Annotated in this window: 17 protein-coding genes; 8 read left to right on the top strand and 9 right to left on the bottom strand. The window is 43.5% G+C overall.

The window, feature by feature from the left end:
* Positions 1–193: 193 nt before the first annotated feature.
* The 4 genes from pheT to rpmI all read right to left on the bottom strand — a co-directional run bounded on the left by pheT (position 194) and on the right by rpmI (position 4791).
* Entirely contained in the window at positions 194–2608 is a 2415-nt protein-coding gene (gene pheT / locus ACP7AE_RS10155; RefSeq protein ID WP_426242887.1) for a phenylalanine--tRNA ligase subunit beta, read from the bottom strand.
* A gap of 70 nt (positions 2609–2678) precedes the next feature.
* Positions 2679–3734 (bottom strand): phenylalanine--tRNA ligase subunit alpha, encoded by a 1056-nt coding sequence (gene pheS, locus ACP7AE_RS10150; protein ID WP_426242885.1) that lies wholly within the window; start codon positions 3732–3734, stop codon positions 2679–2681.
* Positions 3735–4086: 352 nt separating this feature from the next.
* Positions 4087–4443 (bottom strand): 50S ribosomal protein L20, encoded by a 357-nt coding sequence (rplT, locus tag ACP7AE_RS10145; RefSeq protein WP_025651520.1) that lies wholly within the window; start codon positions 4441–4443, stop codon positions 4087–4089.
* A 150-nt stretch (positions 4444–4593) separates the two neighbouring features.
* The gene (gene rpmI / locus ACP7AE_RS10140) at positions 4594–4791 is read right to left on the bottom strand and encodes a 50S ribosomal protein L35 (RefSeq protein ID WP_010197866.1); all 198 of its coding nucleotides are present in this window, start codon (positions 4789–4791) and stop codon (positions 4594–4596) included.
* 598 nt (positions 4792–5389) lie between these two features.
* Here rpmI and ACP7AE_RS10135 point away from each other — a divergent pair.
* From ACP7AE_RS10135 to ACP7AE_RS10105, 7 genes are all read left to right on the top strand, one after another.
* Complete coding sequence (locus ACP7AE_RS10135; RefSeq protein ID WP_045445921.1) at positions 5390–5833, top strand: acyl-CoA thioesterase; 444 nt, start codon at positions 5390–5392, stop codon at positions 5831–5833.
* A 113-nt stretch (positions 5834–5946) separates the two neighbouring features.
* Entirely contained in the window at positions 5947–6807 is an 861-nt protein-coding gene (gene hisI / locus ACP7AE_RS10130) for a phosphoribosyl-AMP cyclohydrolase (protein WP_426242883.1), read from the top strand.
* A gap of 188 nt (positions 6808–6995) precedes the next feature.
* Positions 6996–7238: a Sec-independent protein translocase subunit TatA gene (tatA, locus tag ACP7AE_RS10125; protein WP_045445916.1), complete on the top strand. Its 243-nt coding sequence runs from the start codon at positions 6996–6998 to the stop codon at positions 7236–7238.
* Between the two features lie 41 nt (positions 7239–7279).
* A complete protein-coding gene (gene tatB / locus ACP7AE_RS10120; RefSeq protein ID WP_426242880.1) occupies positions 7280–7975 on the top strand; it encodes a Sec-independent protein translocase protein TatB in 696 nt (231 codons plus the stop codon).
* Positions 7975–8859: a twin-arginine translocase subunit TatC gene (gene tatC, locus ACP7AE_RS10115; RefSeq protein ID WP_426242878.1), complete on the top strand. Its 885-nt coding sequence runs from the start codon at positions 7975–7977 to the stop codon at positions 8857–8859. Before tatB ends, tatC begins: the two co-directional genes overlap by 1 nt.
* 218 nt (positions 8860–9077) lie before the next feature.
* Positions 9078–10577, top strand: coding sequence for a UvrD-helicase domain-containing protein (locus ACP7AE_RS10110; protein ID WP_426242876.1), 1500 nt, complete (start codon positions 9078–9080; stop codon positions 10575–10577).
* A 90-nt stretch (positions 10578–10667) separates the two neighbouring features.
* Positions 10668–11693, top strand: coding sequence for a tRNA dihydrouridine synthase (locus tag ACP7AE_RS10105; RefSeq protein ID WP_201540637.1), 1026 nt, complete (start codon positions 10668–10670; stop codon positions 11691–11693).
* Positions 11694–11746: 53 nt separating this feature from the next.
* Here ACP7AE_RS10105 and ACP7AE_RS10100 read toward each other — a convergent pair whose 3' ends face one another.
* Complete coding sequence (locus ACP7AE_RS10100) at positions 11747–12172, bottom strand: MAPEG family protein (RefSeq protein WP_201540636.1); 426 nt, start codon at positions 12170–12172, stop codon at positions 11747–11749.
* A gap of 14 nt (positions 12173–12186) precedes the next feature.
* The gene (locus ACP7AE_RS10095; protein WP_201540635.1) at positions 12187–12600 is read right to left on the bottom strand and encodes an OsmC family protein; all 414 of its coding nucleotides are present in this window, start codon (positions 12598–12600) and stop codon (positions 12187–12189) included.
* Positions 12601–13119: 519 nt separating this feature from the next.
* Here ACP7AE_RS10095 and ACP7AE_RS10090 point away from each other — a divergent pair.
* Positions 13120–13641, top strand: coding sequence for an RNA pyrophosphohydrolase (locus ACP7AE_RS10090; protein ID WP_045452438.1), 522 nt, complete (start codon positions 13120–13122; stop codon positions 13639–13641).
* A 96-nt stretch (positions 13642–13737) separates the two neighbouring features.
* Here ACP7AE_RS10090 and ACP7AE_RS10085 read toward each other — a convergent pair whose 3' ends face one another.
* From ACP7AE_RS10085 to ACP7AE_RS10075, 3 genes are all read right to left on the bottom strand, one after another.
* Entirely contained in the window at positions 13738–14832 is a 1095-nt protein-coding gene (locus ACP7AE_RS10085) for an NAD(P)-dependent alcohol dehydrogenase (protein ID WP_426242873.1), read from the bottom strand.
* A 248-nt stretch (positions 14833–15080) separates the two neighbouring features.
* On the bottom strand, positions 15081–15977 hold the full coding sequence (locus ACP7AE_RS10080; RefSeq protein WP_426242871.1) for an NRDE family protein: 897 nt from the start codon (positions 15975–15977) through the stop codon (positions 15081–15083).
* A gap of 78 nt (positions 15978–16055) precedes the next feature.
* The gene (locus ACP7AE_RS10075; protein ID WP_227676698.1) at positions 16056–17687 is read right to left on the bottom strand and encodes a DUF4139 domain-containing protein; all 1632 of its coding nucleotides are present in this window, start codon (positions 17685–17687) and stop codon (positions 16056–16058) included.
* Positions 17688–17858 lie beyond the last annotated feature (171 nt).

Below are 17858 nucleotides of genomic sequence, written 5' to 3'. Positions count from 1 at the left end.
AGGGTTAATGCTAGTTATTATAAAGGTTTTCTAAGCTCTTTTTAACAAAGACTGCTTTAAAATCCTTTATTAATAACCACTTAACTATTTTTATGAAAAAAAATTTATAAAATTATAATTCTTATAAATAGCAATGCCCTATAGCCTCTTTAAGAGTGAGGCTACAGAGCATGTCTATGATAAGAGTTATATGTTAGCTGTCACGCAACTTTGCTGCATGTTGCTTCGTTAGCGCCTGTACCACTTTGTCAGTCGCGGTTTTAATGGCGTCATCAGATAGCGTTTGTGCATTGTCTTGCCATATTAGCGCAAAAGCTAATGAGCGCTGACCAGCTGGCACGTTGTCGCCTTGATACACATCAAACAGCCACAGATCAGCCAATAGCTCACCAGCTGCTGCGCGTATCGTCGACTCTAATGTCTGTAAGCTGATCTCACTGTCTACTAAAATGGCAATATCACGGCGTACTTGTGGAAATTTGCTCGGGGTGGTGATGGTATGCTGCTCACGGGCAAGGGTCAGTAATGGCGCAAGTGATAATTGAGCAACCCACGTAGCTGGCAAATCTAACTGCTTAGCCGTGTTAGGATGCAACTGACCCAACCAACCAATATATTCATCATCAATATAAAGCTTAGCACTTTGGCCTGGATGCAAGAAAGCAAGCTCACTGCGCTCATAGCGAATACGGGCGCTATCCATTTGTGCAGGTAATAACTGCTCAATATCATGCTTAAGATCATAAAAGTCTAACGCACGGTTTTGATACGCTTGCTCGTCCCAGACATCGCCAACTGCTACTAACGCAATACTTGGTGTCTGCACCAACTCACTAATACTTTGACCAACAAAACTAAGCCCTGTTTCAAAGAAACGAACGCGGGGCTGCTGACGATTGAGATTATATTGCACGCAAGGCAATAAGCTTGATAGCAAAGTACGGCGCATCACGGCTAAGTCACTAGAAATAGGATTGGCCAGTGCCAGTACTTCTCCTAGGGCTTTGTCATCGAGCAAGGCTTCTATTTTTGCGTCACTAAAGCTAAAGCTAATCGCTTCCATATAACCATTATCGACCAGCGCCAGCTTCATCTCGTGTGTCAAGTCTGCAGTATCGTCATAATCCATGCTGACTTGCAAATGCGGCAACACACTCGGAATATTGTCATAGCCATAGATACGCGCAATTTCTTCGATGAGGTCTTCTTTGATACTCATGTCAAAGCGATACGATGGCGGCGTGCAAATCAGGCTATCGGCTTGCTGCACTACCTCAAAGCCTAATTGGGTCAAAATACGAACCATCACTGCTGGCTCAATCTCAATACCGATGACATCACGAACTTTAGCAATTGGTAAAGTGATCGGTGCGCGAGATGGTAAATGCTCACTGCTTTCTGCTTTTACTATTTGTCCGGCTTGCCCACCAGTAATGCTCGTAATCAAATCAACAGCACGCGCTAAAGCAAGCTCTGGTAACTCAAAATCGACACCACGCTCAAAGCGTTGTGAGGCATCGGTATGCAAACCAAAACGACGTGCGCGTGCGGCAATAGCAAGCTGACCAAAGAAAGCGCTTTCTACAATAATATTGGTTGTGCTATCAGTGACACTACTACGCTGACCGCCCATGATTCCGGCAAGTGCAAGTGCGCCTTTATCATCAGCAATGAGCAATTCATCACCGGTTAAGGTAATGGTTTGCTCATTCAACAAAGTAATCGTTTCTTCAGGTTGTGCCAAACGCACAACGATATCGCCCTCGATAGTATCGGCATCAAACGCATGTAGCGGTTGACCCAACTCCATCAATACATAGTTGGTCACATCAACCAAAAAATTGTGCGAGCGTAATCCTGATTGAACCAGCGCATCTTGCATCCACTTTGGGGTGTCGATACTACGATCAATATTGCTGATTGATTGTAGTAAATAGCGTGGGCACGCTTCAATTGCACTAACCGTTACCGCTAGCGTAGCAGTATCAGCACCGTTATCAGTAACTACCACATTGGTAGGAATCTCAGGCAGCTGCATTGGCAAATCATTAATGACTGATATTTCGCGCGCAATACCGCGTACACTAAAGCAGTCACCGCGATTTGGCGTGATAGAGATATCTAGGATTTGATTGTCTAAGCCTAGATATTCACGGATATCCATACCAATTGGTGCATCTGCTGGCAATTCGAGCAGACCATCAATTTCATCGACTAAATCAATTTCAGAAGCGCCGCACAACATACCGTTGGAGGCAACACCACGTAGATTGCCATTTTTAATTATGAAGCCTTTTTTGTCATCACTTGGCAAAATGGCACCAACGGTCGCAACTGGTGCTTTCATACCGACAGTCACATTGGGCGCACCGCAGACGATTTGTAATGGTTCAGCTGCACCAATATTAACCTGCGTAACGCGCAGTTTATCGGCATCTGGATGCTGCTCGACGCTGATGACTTCACCGACAACCACACCACTGAAGGTAAGGGCAACCGCATAGCGATCATCAATCTCAAGTCCTGCCATCGTGAGTTGTTCGGCCAATTGCTCACTGCTATTGTTGGGGTTTACCCATTGACGTAGCCACTGTTCGCTAATTTTCATAAATATCTCAGATCAGAATTTTATAATAAAGGTTTTGGAGTAAAGGTAGAGGTTTATTAAATAATAAAATCTAGCCAAACTGCTTTAAAAAGCGTACGTCATTTTGGAAAAATAAACGCAAATCATCGATGCCGTAATATAACATCGCGAAGCGCTCAATCCCCATTCCAAAAGCAAAGCCAGTATATTTTTCGGCATCAATACCGCAGTTGGTCAGTACTTGTGGGTGCACCATACCGCAGCCCATAACCTCAAGCCATTTACCATTGTCATCGAGGATATCGACTTCAGCAGAAGGCTCAGTAAACGGGAAAAACGATGGGCGAAAACGAACGGTTAGCTCTTTGGCAAAGAATGCTTCCAAGAACTCACTAATCAAGCCTTTTAACTCTGCAAAAGTGCTCGACTCAGTAACCATCAAACCTTCTAGCTGATGGAACATCGGCGAATGCGTTTGATCCGAGTCATTGCGATAAACGCGACCTGGGCAAATAATACGAATAGGCGGTTCATTCTTTTCCATCGTGCGAATCTGCACAGGACTGGTATGCGTACGCAGTAGATAATGCGCATCAAAATAGAAGGTATCGTGCATCGCGCGTGCTGGATGATGCGACGGAATATTAAGCGCCTCAAAGTTATAATAGTCGCTTTCGACTTCAGGACCAGTAGCAACGTTGAAACCTGCTTGTATAAAATACTGCTGCATACGCTGGGTAATCATGGTCACTGGATGCAAATGACCTTTTTGACCACCGCGAGCAGGCAAGGTGATATCAATACTTTCGCTTGCAAGCTTGGCATTTAAGGCCGCGACTTCAAGCTGTTGTTGCTGCTCTGTCAACGCCTCTTGAATACGGCTACGGACTTGATGTAACCAGCCGCCGTAGGTTTTTTTATCGTCGCTGCTGAGTTTACCCATTTGCTTTGACCAGCCCGTTAATGGGCTCTTTTTGCCGGTCAATTGCACACGCAAATCTTGCAACGCACGCACATCGTTTACTTGTAGAACCAAGGCTTCAGCGGCACTGGCCAACTCATTTAGCTGAGCTTCATTAAGCTCGCTTAACTCTGTGGACAAGGTCGGTAGCGCCGACAAATCGGTGGTAGCAGCAGGGGTAGTCATAAGATGCATTCTTCCTGATTTAAACGGACTATTAATAATAGTGATTGGTAATTGTAGGGATTTGACCAAATATTGCAAACCATTTACCCAGTCATTCAAAAATAATACCAGTGATATGAATGGCTTGAATATTTAGACGATAATAAAAGCTATCTCAAAAAAGCATATTTAGCGTTGGTGCTAAAACAAGGCTGTGACATGAAGTATTAAGATAATGTGATATAAAAAAAGCCACCGACCAGCGGTAGCTTTTATTAATATCATACTATTAATCAATATTATCCCTGTCCATATAGATAACTACTTGTAAATTCTGACTAAACAAGCAGCAACCCTAAAGGAAGGTTAATATTTATGCTAATGCCGCTTTTGCTTTTTCAACCAACGCTGTGAAAGTCGCTGCATCATGCATAGCGATGTCAGCAAGTACGCGACGATCGACAGTGATGTTAGCCAATTTCATGCCATTGATAAAGCGGCTGTAGCTTAAACCGTTTAAGCGTGCACCAGCATTGATACGTGCAATCCAAAGACGACGGAAGGTACGTTTTTTGTTGCGACGGTCACGATAAGCATATTGACCAGCTTTGGTCACTGCTTGTACCGCTACGCGGTAAACACGTGAACGGGCACCGTAGTAGCCTTTTGCGCGTTTTAGGATTTTTTTGTGACGACGATTCGCCTGTACACCACGTTTTACACGGGCCATAAATTACTCCAAGATTTCTTTAATCATTATTAAACGAATCACGATGTCATCGAATAGTAGACATCGCTATCAGATTGCAAAGTCAGATATTTTTAATCCAGTCGCTATAAATTAAACAGCGCTTAATTAAAGCTAAATGACGATAGCCTACTAGATGTATGGGCACATGCGACGAACTGCTGCTTCGTCAGACTTGTCCACCATCTTTAGACCGCGCAACTGGCGAATACGCTTAGCTGATTTCTTGGTCAAGATATGGCTTTTGTTTGCTTGCTTACGCTTGAAGCCGTTCGCTGTTTTTTTGAAGCGTTTAGCTGCACCGCTTCTGGTTTTCATCTTAACTTTCATGATGATTTGCCTCTTTGTCTTTGATAGAACCTGGTCGTCAAATAGTTAATAACGAATAGTGGCTGTAAAAACACCCACTAAACCTCTATTTGCCTCGAGGTGGGAGGCGGTATTTTAGCAGATAATGCACTGTTTTGCCAAGGAAACTTTTACGCCTCGCCTAGGGCGTCTCCTCAATCTGAACGAAAGCAAATAAATGGACTAAAAACGGTTAAATTCTGCCAAGCTACGTCAAATAGCTGGTTCATATCTCGATATTATTTGTGCTATTTTCCTTGTTTGACGGCAATTTATCTCATTCTTATCATCATTTTTAAAATGAGGACACGCCCTAGTAGGCATGACAGTGGATAATGGGTATAAGCCCAGTTATAAAGATTTTAGTCAAAACACTCATAAAACTGCGGATTTACCGCCAAATAGATTGAATGTCAGCTTAAGCTGTGCTTAAGTAGAGACTGAACCTTAGTATAAGCTGAGCGTTAATAATACAAAGTTATTTATCACACTTATCGAGCGTCTATCGTACGATGATGACGCTACCAACCTACACTATGATTAGCAGAACTCATAGCCTGCAATCAATCTAGGAGATAACGTGTCAAAACAAGAATTAGACTTTGATAACGACATATTTGTCTTTGAAACAGTGATGCGTGTGCGTCATATTGAGCTTGATATGGCTCAGTACCTGACGCTCGAATCATTGACGGCATTGCTATGTGAGGCGCGGCAGAGATTTTTTTACTCTAAAGGTATTAAAGAGATCGATGCAGATTATCACGGTTTAATTATCGATGAGTTACAGCTAAGTATTGTCAGTCGCATACGGGCGCGTGAAGAGCTATTATTTGAAGTAGGCGTTGAACCGTTATACGATAATGGTGGCACTATAGTGATAAAAATTACCCGTATGCATACTGGAGAAACAGTAGCCAAGGCGCGGCAGCATTTTGTCAATTATGACTTTCGCCTCAATAAATCCATTGCGCTTGATAAAATTATGAAAGAAGCGCTGTACCCACATCTCTACAGGATTTGATATTGAGGACATGCCCTAACGCCAACCGCTTTTTTATTCAGACCATAAATAGAATCCGTTACGATTCATTTATTCCCCTTTGATTTCTATATAAACAAGAAGACAGATATATTATGACTTTACCTGCTTGGCTGGCTGCCATAAAATTTAATGATGATGGTTTGATTCCTGCAATTGCTCAAGATCATAAGTCTGGGCGTATTTTGATGATGGCTTGGATGAATGCCGAAGCACTACAGTTAACCGCTCAAACGCAGACAGCGGTTTATTTTTCGCGCTCACGTGCCAAATTGTGGCATAAGGGCGAGTCATCGGGTCATACTCAGACCGTACATGATATTCGCTTGGACTGTGATGCAGACGTGATTGTCCTTAGTGTCACTCAGGCTAGCGGTATCGCTTGCCATACTGGTCGCGAATCTTGCTTCTATCAGCGTTTAGATTTGTCGGGTCAAACGCCTGAATGGCAAACCGTCGATAAGGTATTAAAAGACCCTGCTGATATTTATCATTCAAGCGATGCAGAAAAAGCCACTCCTAAAACTAACGAGACGCATGCTCACGATGTAATCCCTTCAGATGCCAAGCACAGTCACAGTCACCATGACAACGACACTACCAATCGCTCTATTTTGCAGCAGCTTGACGGTGTATTGGCAGAGCGTAAACAAGCGGATGCTGATAGCTCGTACGTAGCAAGCTTATACGCAAAGGGTTTAAATAAAATTTTAGAGAAAGTTGGCGAAGAAAGTACTGAAAGTATCATTGCCGCCAAAGATTTTGCCAATTGCGACGCAAATAGTAATAAAGCGCAATATGATGACGCTCGTCACGAGCTCATCTATGAGGTGGCCGATGTCTGGTTTCATACATTGGTTGGACTGGCGTGGTTCGGTATTGAGTCGGATGCGGTATTAAATGAGCTAGGTCGACGTTTTGGTCTATCAGGTATCGATGAAAAGGCGGCTCGATAGTTTCTATAAGCTTGGCGCTTGCCCTGTTTGATTATTGTTGATTTCACCTTTTTGTCACAAGTGCAGGTTATAATATAGCTCTGTTTTACTTCGCATTGTATGTCGAGGCTGTTTATTGAGTATAACGATATTCGATACACCCAAAGTAGGCATACAAAGACTGAAAACCAAGACACAAGGATACCTTTATGGGTAGTTTTTCTATTACGCATTGGCTGATTTTATTGGTGGTAGTGGTGGTCGTATTTGGCACCTCAAAGCTTAGAAATGCTGGCAAAGATTTGGGCGGCGCAGTCAAAGGCTTCAAAGAAGCGGTCAAAGACGAAAATACTGAGCATGCTAAAAAGCATGTGGTGCTCGATCATGATGGCAATGCACACACTGAAGAGCGCCCAACAACCACCAAGGTTGATGACACGCATAATGTATAGCCTCTAGACAGTGACCTTTTAGACAGTGACATCGGAACATTATGTTTGATATCGGCTTTTCTGAACTACTCCTCTTTGGTGTTATCGCCCTAATCGTCTTGGGCCCAGAAAAACTGCCACAGGCAGCGCGTACCGCTGGGCAGTGGTATGCCAAAATTCGCCGCACGGTATCCACCCTGCAATCTGAAATCGAAGCTGAACTTGATTTGGCAGAGACCCGCCAGCTTATGCAAAAAGAGTTGGCCAAAATTCGCCAGACTGAAGCAGATATGAGGCGTGAGATGGCGGAGATGCGCGGCAGTATGCAAGAGTTTGAATCCTCGCAAAACCAGCATTTAAAAGCATCGCGTGATCTAGGCGATGACAATACGCCTAGACAAAGTAGTCAAGCCAGTAGTGAGAATGATGATAATCGACCAGTGCAGCCAAAAGCGTTTGACTACGCCTATGACAGTAATAGACAGGCTGAGAAACCAGAAAGCCCTGAGCAGTCATCGGTACAAGGCGATAATGATAATCTAAAAACTGACTGTAGTGATAACGCCAATCCAGTGTCTCAAACCATCACAACTAGACCGTGGGAAAATATGTGGTTTCGTCTTGGAGCTTATGATAAAGCGCGTCGTTTGCCGCAACCGCCCTACTTACCAAATTATAAAGCCGATATCTTACTAAACAGCCATATAGACAGTCCTTTACCTAAACAGGCTTCTGTTAATGAGCAGGAGAGTCATTAGTGGGCTTATTTAAACGTAAAAAAAGCCGTCAAGAAAAAGTCGCGGATTCAGATATCGAGACCTCAACAGCTACCATAGATGGTAATGTCGACAGCAATACTGAGGACTCTGGCGATATCTTAAGCTCACTTGGTGATATGCCTATTACTGAGCACTTAATTGACCTACGTCGTCATTTGATTAAGATATGTGTTGCCGTACTGGTCATATTTTTAGCCTTGGTCGGATTTTCACGCGAGCTCTATGATTTTTTGTCCAACCCATTGGTTGCTCAGTTACCTGCCAACGCAACGATGATCGCGACGGATATCACTTCCAACTTTATGGCACCGATACGCCTGACTGTTTTTGTCGCAGCATTCTTTGCAATGCCCTACATTTTGTATCAAATCTGGTCGTTTGTCGCACCCGGTTTATATAAAAAAGAGAAAAAAATCGCCATTCCCGTTTTGATATCCTCTATATTTTTATTTTATGCGGGTGTGGCTTTCTCTTATTTTATTGTCCTTAAAGGCGTTCTCAAATTTTTTATTATGTTCGCGCCTCAGAACGTCTTGCCGATGACCGACATCGACAGTTATTTAAGTTTTGCACTTAAACTCTTTATGGTCTTTGGTTTAACCTTTGAGATTCCAGTCGTCACCTTGCTATTGATATTGACGGGCGTCGTCTCCATTCAGAGCTTAGAAGATAAACGCCGTTATATTATTGTCGGCTGTTTCGCCGTTGCTGCGGTCGTGACACCGCCTGATGGGGTGTCGATGTTGATGCTCGCCATTCCGATGTGGTTGTTGTTTGAGCTAGGATTATTTTTAGCGAAAATTTTAATTAAAGAAGAACACAGTCCTGCTTTAGCAAGCGATACAGGGTTAAATAAAGAATAACATCACTTATCAGGTACTTATTCCAAAAACAGCCAACGCGCTAATCTGTTACTATAACCTACTTATTTCCACCTTTATTTTCTCTGAGCTTTTGTATTATTGTCATGTGCGCTTGCAAGTATTTTGCAATTTCATATGACGAGCCAGCCATTGTCTATGCAGTGGCTTTTTTTACCCCCGTCATTTTTGATCCGTTTTACTCTTTTAGGTAATTTTTTATGTCCGCATCTATGCCAGCTTATATGAGCGATCCCACTGATGAGCAGCTGAGCGCGCTTAACATGGCGATGGATCACAAGTCATTTAAAGTGGTGGCTTATGCGGGTGCTGGTAAGACGACGACCTTAAAACTGATTGGTGAGCGTTTGCGTGGACGTGGCTTATATTTAGCTTTTAACAAGACGATTGCCAATGATGCTCGCTCAAAGTTTCCACCGCATGTGGAATGTCGCACCTTTCATTCACTTGCTTATCGGCATGTCGCCCGCGATATCACTGCTAAGCTGTCGTTGCCGCGTTTTTCACCCAAGCGTTTGGGTGATGATTTGGGTTTGCAGCCCGTGCAAGTACGTCGGCAAATGGATGGTATAAACAAATATATTACCCTCACGCCAGCCCGATTATCGCGATTCGTCAGTGATGCTGTCAGCAATTTTTGTAGTACGCATGCCAGTTATCCTGCACCTAGACATATATTGTTTCCCAAGTGGCTCGATGATTCTGACGCAGAGCAGTTGCGTGAGATGCTCTATCCAGCCGTCGAGCAGCGTTGGTTACAGTCGATTGATGCGCGCCATCCTGCTGGCATCGGACATGATATTTATCTTAAATTATGGGCACTGTCTAAACCCAGTATTCCAGCTGATTTTATTTTGTTTGATGAAGCCCAAGATGCCGATCCCTTGATGATGGGCATTTTGACCCAGCAACCGAGACAGGTCATTTATGTGGGCGATGCGCACCAGCAAATTTACGAGTGGCGCGGTGCAGTCAATGCCATGAAAAAACTGCCCCTACCGCAAACCTTGTTGACACAGTCATTTCGTTTTGGCGAGCCAATTGCAGAAGTCGCCAATACATTACTAAAGGCATTACAAGAAGACGTACCGCTCAAAGGCAATCCTAATAAGCAATCTTCTACTGATAAGGGCATGGTACACAGTAAAAAAGACGCCATCCTATGTCGCACCAATGCTGCTGCAATGTCGCAGCTATTGACCGGACTTAAACTCGGTCATAGAGTCGCTCTGCAAGCCGATACGGATCGTATGCTCAAATTCTGTCAGGCTGCCGAAAATTTAAAAAATGGCAAATCTGCTTATGGTGTGCCTGAACTGGCATATTTTTATAATTGGGGCGATGTACAAGAGTACTCAGAAACCAATGAAGGCAGCGATCTCAAAACCCTTGTCAAATTGGTCGATGACCATGGTACTAATGTATTAAGCCAAGCGGTCAATAGCTTAACCAGTATCGAAAATGCGGACTATGTCATCTCAACTGCTCACAAAGCCAAAGGGCTCGAATGGGGAAAGGTGCAACTAGACGATGATTTTTATTATGATGTCACCACCAATGCGGTCAAAATAAGTCCAGAAGAGTTGCGGCTGCTCTACGTTGCTTGCACTCGTGCCCAAACCAACTTAGATATTCATAATATTAAAGATTTGATATCAGGATTACAGATAGGTAAGAAAGTAATTTTTGGTAATACTTAATTTTCCTAAATTAGACACTCTTTGCATTTGCCATTCTAAATTCCTAGTTTATCTTTCGTTATAGCAACTTTTTAGCAGTGAACCACAAGCATGAATAATAATCAGCAACTTCAAGCCCGCCAAAATACCATCCGTCAGTTATTTGCCAATCCTGTCCGCCTACTGGCACCAATGGAAGGCTTGACCGATCCGTTGATGCGGCAAATACTTACGCAGATTGCGGCAGATTTAGGTCGCCCCTATGACTGGTCGGTGAGTGAGTTTATTCGGGTGACTCAGCACGTTTTACCAGCGCATGTATTTTATAAATACGTGCCAGAATTACGTCATGAAGCTAAGACAGCCTGTGGCACACCGATACATTTGCAACTTTTGGGCAGCGAAGCGCAACTCATGGCAGACAATGCTGCTTATGCTGCCGAGCTTGGTGCACCTGCTATTGATATCAATTTTGGTTGCCCTGCCAAGACAGTAAATAGCCATCGTGGTGGTTCAGTATTGTTGGATGAACCCGAAACCCTGTATCAAATTATCAGTGCTGTGCGTCAAGCAGTACCTGCCGACATACCAGTCTCAGCCAAGATTCGTTTGGGCTATACCGATACCAGCCGCATGGATGATATTCGTGGTGCGATTAACGACAGTGGTACTGATTGGCTGACCATTCATGCACGGACCAAAACCCAAGGCTATAAGCCACCAGCCTATTGGGACAAGATTCAAAGTTTTAATGCGCTCGATATTCCAGTCATTGCCAACGGTGAAATATGGAATGCTGAGCACGCGCAAAACTGTATGACTCAAGCTGGTACAGAACATTTGATGTTAGGTCGCGGCGCGGTTACCCGTCCAGATTTGGTTGCTCGTGTGGATTGTGGTTCAGATGATGTCATGCTAAGTGCCGCGACGTTGTCGTGGGAAGCGATGGTCACCCATCAGATAAGGTTTTTGGAAGGTAAGGCCAAAACTGAGGTGATATTGGTGGGTCGCTATAAGCAATGGCTCGCAATGCTCATCAAAGGCTATAGCGAAGCAAAAGTTCTATGGGACAGTATCAAACGAGAAAAAAACAAAGCGGTGATTATCAATGCGCTACAATCTAGCATACAACAATAATCACCTGCTCATATTTGATTGATCTAGACGCTATGAAAGTTAACGCTCAAGAATTATACACTTACTCGAATCGCTAAATAGAACAGCATTAAAGAACAAGCCATCGATAACGCCCAAAGTATGGAGCGAAAAGCCGATAAATTAGTGATGTAAGCCACACAAAAACCAATACGAATCAGTACGTATAGCCAAGCCAATACATTAATAATCGCCTGCGGAACAAAGAATAACATCGCCGTTAAGACAGCTGCCAAAAATACTGGCAAGGTCTCATAGCTGTTTTGCTGCGCGGCATTGGCTCTTGCCGCCATTCCGGTGGCATGCTGAAAAAAATCACGAGGATGTGCGTTATTTCTGATTTTAAAACCGCCAGACGCTTTGGCAACGATTGATACCAACCATGGTAGTAAGCTTGCTACTACCATTGCCGAAATGGCAGATGCTGCGGTATTAGAGACCAACTCCAAAAGTGCATTCATTAATATATTCGCCCCTACCCTGCTATAACTTCAAAATCATGAGTGACGTTCACGCCGCCCTGTACCAACATTCTGCTGGCTGAGCAGTATTTTTCTGCTGATAAATGAATGGCTTTTTCGACTTGTTTTTCTTTGACATCTTGACCCGTCACTACGAAGTGCATATGAATATCGGTATATACCGCTGGTACGCTCTCAGCACGCTGAGCAATCAATTCACAACGCACATCTGTCACTGCTTGGCGCGATTTCTGTAAAATCTCTACCACATCATAGCTAGCGCAACCACCAAGCCCCAATAGAATCAGCTCCATTGGACTGGCGCCTTTTTCTTTATCAGCATCGATCTGTACATTATGCCCTGATGGTGACACGCCCATAAATGCTTTATTTTCTTGCCACGTTACACTTGCTTTTGACTCTGACATCTTGACCATTCCTTATTTTAATTAGCTCGTTGCCCGATTTTTATTTTCTGGCAATATGTTTTACTTGGCTAGTGTAGCATAAGCCAATGGCACATTTTATCGAGCCCTTATCATCCAAAATTATTATCATTATGAATAGTTCACCTATTTGTCTTTTGCAGCCTTATTTTCAATTAAACATTTTTACTAAAATTCTCTTAGTAGTGAATTAACATTCATACACCGCCTACTGTTTATTATTCAAACCTATCCTCTTATAGTTCGAACCTCTCTTTGCAGTAAGATTCCCCAAAAAACATTACAAAAGTTTAATTATAACTGGTTGATTTTAAACAGTTAAGCTCGTGAAACATTTTATAGCAAAATACTGTTACACATTTTGCTTGTTTCTTGGTTTAATAACGGTAATGAATCTTATTTTGACCTAATATCGACAACCATCACCTTATAATAATTATGATTGCTGTCACGGTTCTAGCTCAAAATAAGCTATTTTAAATAAATTAAAAAGGTTTAATCATGATAGATGCAGACGGCTTTCGCGCCAATGTCGGCATCATCTTGGCAAATACACAAGGGCAGGTTCTGTGGGCAAAACGTATTGGTCACAACGCTTGGCAGTTCCCACAAGGCGGTATCGACCGTGGGGAGACGCCGATGGATGCGATGTATCGCGAGCTCTGGGAAGAGGTCGGCCTGCATCCGCGTCATGTAGACTTATTGGCAGTGACGCAAGATTGGTTGCGTTATCGTCTGCCAAAACGCTATGTGCGGCATGGACAGCACCCTTTATGTATTGGGCAAAAACAGAAATGGTTTTTGCTACGCTTAGATGAGACGAACACTCAACATATCCGCTTTGATGAGGGCAAACCAGAATTTGATCATTGGCAATGGGTCAGTTACTGGTATCCACTTGGACAAGTGATTCATTTTAAACGAGGCGTTTATCGTCGTGCCTTGCAGGAGCTAGTGCCTGAGCTACCTCTAAGACAAGAGCTGATTATTCCTGAACAAGACAATCACTTGTTGATAGGATGAACTGACATTTTGATTAAAAGTAACACGTAATAGAAGAGCCTGTATCCTTTAGATGCAGGCTTTTTTATTATATAGCGATTATATCTTGCGGAATAATTATGGCTTGATAGCAATTTTTAGTACGCCGTCACGCTGATGCATGAACAAGTCATAGGCCTCTACAATATCATCCAAGGCATAGGTATGCGTCACCATCTCTGATAAATCCACTCGACCGGACTCGATGACATTCATCAATCGGCGCATACGCTCTTTACCTCCTGGGCAGAGAGCCGTTCTTATCGTATGATCGCCAAGACCAGAGGCGAAATGAGCCATTGGAATGACTAAATCTTCAGAATACACACCCAAGCTTGAGAGTGTACCGCCTGGTTTTAATATTTTGAGGCATTGCTCAAACGTAGACTGTAAACCTAACGCCTCGATACTGCTATCCACCCCACGACCACCAGTGATTTTCATGATCTCATCAACCACGTCAACTTCTGTGAAGTTTAGAGTAATATCTGCTCCCAGTTTCTTTGCCATGGCCAAACGGTCATTATTGCCATCGACAGCGATAATCAGTGACGCGCCTTTAATCCTTGCACCAGCTGTCGCGCACAAGCCAATCGGTCCTTGTGCAAATATAGCAACCACATCACCGATCTGAATATTGGCGTTTTCTGCGCCTTTGAAGCCTGTCGACATAATGTCAGGACACATCAACACTTGCTCATCCGTCAGTCCATCTGGCACTGGACATAGATTGGCCTGCGCATCTGGCACTAGCACATACTCTGCTTGCGTGCCATCAATGTGATTACCAAAACGCCAGCCGCCTGTGGCTTTATAACCGTGACAAGAACATCTACCATTTGCATCAAGATAACCACCGTCTTGTGACGGGAAACCATCTTGACTGGCATAGGAGGTAAACGTTGGGCAAATGGCGCCAGCAATGACTCGCTGCCCTTCTTCATAGCCCATGACTGCGCTACCAAGCTTTTCAATGATACCTACTGGCTCGTGACCAATGGTTAAGCCTTTTGCAACGGCATACTCACCTTTAAAGATGTGAATGTCAGTACCACAAATGGTCGTGGTCGTAATTTTTATCAAGGCATCATTAGGGCCGACATCAGGGATTTTTTTATCTACAATTTCGATTTTACCTGGTTCAATAAATATCAGTGACTTCATCATGCTCATTTCACACTCCTTGTTTTATAATCATTTACTCAGCTGGTATGAACTTTAGTGATATCTATATTTATCTTACGCCATATAAATAGTAATTTAAAGTGAAATCCATTCTTTAATAAAGGGATTGGTGATTCTCTATTGTTAGATATTAAAACTGTAGTATCAAACTTCTCATAGAAATTGTACGTGAGCCTCATTAAGAGTAGATGAAAAAGCTAATAGATTAGAAAGCTAATAGATGAAAAGCCTATAGGCTACTTATGACTATCATGCCGACATTCTTTATAATTGTCATGCTGACACTCTCGGCTTACTAATCTAGCAATCTCATCCACTGCTGAATCTGCCAACTGAGAATGACATTTCAGGGTTAAAATGCTTTGGGTACGTGTGGCATAAGTGGGCAAATTATTTTGCGTATGATTAAAAGCGACAGGCTCTATATAAATAGAAGACAGAATCTGCTCAATCTCAACAGCCACTCCAGTCTCCGGCAGCTTATCCACTGGGGCTTGCGTATTATCAGACAATACCGCAAAGGCAGCTTCTTGCCAGTACTCAGGTTCGCTATTCTCAGCGATTAGTGGCAATACTTCTTGGCGCAGCCTACCTCGCAGCTTTTCAGTTTTAAACCAGCTGTCCTCAGGCTGACCATTGGAAATGATATGCAGTCCTGCATATAGTGGCATAGGAGCATGACCACGATTATTGACAATAACGGCTTGTGTCATATCACCAATAATGAGATTGAACCCAGCATAGTTTTGCAAACTAATCTGCCGTGCAAACTCCATCGGACTTATATCACTGGTTAAGAAATCCGTGACTAGCGCCCCGCGTGAGCACTCATCAGAGCTTGCCTGCACGCCATCGCGAAAATTCAATACCGCAGCCCAACGTCCATTTTGCTGATAATATTCTTCAGGCGCTTGATGACTGTATTGATGACTGTATTGATGATTGGCTTGATGGGGCTGTTGATGAATACCTAGCCAAGTACCGCCACTTTGTACATCGCGTCCTGCAAAAACAGGCTTATCTTCCCATTGATGTAGCAGTTCTGTCGGACGCTGCAAAAACTCATCGCGATTGGACAATAACACCAAAGGCAGCTCATCAAACAGTTGCCAAGCAATGGCGACAATACACATAAGACTCCTAATTTTGCTAAAAATATGCCTAGCAAACAGCCAAGCTTGATTTAAGTGTGAACTTAGTTCACTGACAAATTAGTTCACTGATAAGTTTTTGCTAGCAGGATAACTAATCTGAGAGGTCGACTGTATGACTTTCGATTGTTTACTTGGTAAATCGAACTCCCACGCAACCATACCTTTATTGTCATTCCAGTCACGCTCAGTCACTGGCGGTTTATGAGTGATGGTTACTTTAAGACTATCGTCACGGCTAATCGGCTCACTGCCCAATACTTGTAAATGCATAGATCGGTTGTGCTGATTGGTAAATTGATAAGCTTGTGTTTTAGTCAAGGTTTGCGTGCGATTAAATGCGCCTTTATCACCCTGCTTATCTTCATCAGCTATCTGCTTTACGATAGTATTAGGGTCAATACCAAAACCGATACCTTGCTCTTTGAGCGCTTGATAATTATAGCGCGCCTGCCCGACATAATTATCATCACGGTATAGCTGTAGCGAACCATCTACCCAAGCTGGTGTCAAGAACGGTGCGGATGCATACCAATAGCCAGCTGCCTCCACGCTCGGCGTACTACGAATCCATAGCTTGCTACTGCCCGACTGCTCATCAATGACCGTCCGTACGCGCCTGCCATCGCTTGGAATACTAATACGCTGCGGTAAGCGATATTCGGTAATGCCGTTTTTATTCTGACTGCTAACGGTAAAGCTTGGCAGCGGTGCCATGTTAGGTGTCGAGGCACCGCCATAGCTGTCTCTTGCAGATACCACAACAGGCATGTTTTCCGCCATAGGTGGTACAGATATAGTCCGATTTTCTCTATCTTCTTCATATAAAGAAAAGCGCTCAACTCGTGGTAATTGGCTGGTGGTGTTTTGATTGGGATTGACAGAGCTTAGCATCAAAGGGACATCGAGCCAGTTTTCTCCTGTCTGCTGGGCAATAACCGCAGAGGCAATGATATTTAATTGCTTGGTTTCAGTATTCAGCCTTGCTTGATACGTTGGCTCCCAACCCGCGCCGCGTACTTGATAGTGCAGTTTTACACTGCTTGGTACTCGACTGGCAGTACGTACACTCACTTGAGTTACACTATTTTGAGTGGAAGTCGCGCTGCCCGCCATTAGTTGGTTGAGCGCATCTTGTACACGGGCTTGGCGCTGCTGAATTTCTAGTATCCGTTTATTGATACTGACCGCTTGTGTTTCCAGATCGCGCGCATTATTGGCAAGCGTGCCATCTGTACTGATTTGCGTGACCTTGGTTAAATTCTGCAAGTAAGCTTTAGCTAAGCGTGCCGCTTCTAACTCAGCATTGATAACTGCCAAATTATCTTGCTGTGTCTGCACTCTCGCCTCACCTTGATACTGACACTGCGCTGCTTGCTCATCGCTTAAAGTCTCGATACTGACTTCACCAATATTGATGCCATTTGCTGCTTGTACGCTCACACTGTCTTTATCGATATAAGGGGACAAACAAGAAAAAACCAGTGTCTGCTCACCGCTACCATTGATTGGTAACGCACGAGTCACGCTCGCTAAGCCCTGATAAATGGTCACTTGCTCAATACTACTGTTCGCTGCCTGAGCAGGAGTCAAAGCTAAAGCCGCTAAGCCAAATAAACCCAGTGGCGTCAACTGTTTTTTAGAGGGTAAAAAATTAGGTAGTATTGCTACTTTTGATAACTTAGCTTGCATAATCATTCCTTAAAAATACGGTTAATCCATTAATACGGTGCATTAGCACAAGCGCGCAGTATCTAACGCTTCATTAAATATGATGATGCAATATTTATGATGGCATTTATTTTCAGCAGCTTTTTTATATCTTAGCGGTTTTCTGGCTTTCTTTCTAGATGTTACCCGTAG

The organism is Psychrobacter sp. TWP2-1-2, from assembly GCF_049896785.1.
Taxonomy (GTDB): Bacteria; Pseudomonadota; Gammaproteobacteria; order Pseudomonadales; family Moraxellaceae; genus Psychrobacter.
This window is presented reverse-complemented; position numbering and strand designations above follow the sequence as displayed.

Bases quoted from the DNA above. Each gene is read 5' to 3' on its own strand.
- pheT (WP_426242887.1), bottom strand. From the start codon at position 2,608: ATGAAAATTAGCGAACAGTGGCTACGTCAATGGGTAAACCCCAACAAT.
- pheS (WP_426242885.1), bottom strand. From the start codon at position 3,734: ATGACTACCCCTGCTGCTACCACCGATTTGTCGGCGCTACCGACCTTG.
- rplT (WP_025651520.1), bottom strand. From the start codon at position 4,443: ATGGCCCGTGTAAAACGTGGTGTACAGGCGAATCGTCGTCACAAAAAA.
- rpmI (WP_010197866.1), bottom strand. From the start codon at position 4,791: ATGAAAGTTAAGATGAAAACCAGAAGCGGTGCAGCTAAACGCTTCAAA.
- hisI (WP_426242883.1), top strand. From the start codon at position 5,947: ATGACTTTACCTGCTTGGCTGGCTGCCATAAAATTTAATGATGATGGT.
- tatA (WP_045445916.1), top strand. From the start codon at position 6,996: ATGGGTAGTTTTTCTATTACGCATTGGCTGATTTTATTGGTGGTAGTG.
- tatB (WP_426242880.1), top strand. From the start codon at position 7,280: ATGTTTGATATCGGCTTTTCTGAACTACTCCTCTTTGGTGTTATCGCC.
- ACP7AE_RS10110 (WP_426242876.1), top strand. From the start codon at position 9,078: ATGTCCGCATCTATGCCAGCTTATATGAGCGATCCCACTGATGAGCAG.
- ACP7AE_RS10105 (WP_201540637.1), top strand. From the start codon at position 10,668: ATGAATAATAATCAGCAACTTCAAGCCCGCCAAAATACCATCCGTCAG.
- ACP7AE_RS10100 (WP_201540636.1), bottom strand. From the start codon at position 12,172: ATGAATGCACTTTTGGAGTTGGTCTCTAATACCGCAGCATCTGCCATT.
- ACP7AE_RS10095 (WP_201540635.1), bottom strand. From the start codon at position 12,600: ATGTCAGAGTCAAAAGCAAGTGTAACGTGGCAAGAAAATAAAGCATTT.
- ACP7AE_RS10090 (WP_045452438.1), top strand. From the start codon at position 13,120: ATGATAGATGCAGACGGCTTTCGCGCCAATGTCGGCATCATCTTGGCA.
- ACP7AE_RS10085 (WP_426242873.1), bottom strand. From the start codon at position 14,832: ATGAGCATGATGAAGTCACTGATATTTATTGAACCAGGTAAAATCGAA.
- ACP7AE_RS10080 (WP_426242871.1), bottom strand. From the start codon at position 15,977: ATGTGTATTGTCGCCATTGCTTGGCAACTGTTTGATGAGCTGCCTTTG.
- ACP7AE_RS10075 (WP_227676698.1), bottom strand. From the start codon at position 17,687: ATGCAAGCTAAGTTATCAAAAGTAGCAATACTACCTAATTTTTTACCC.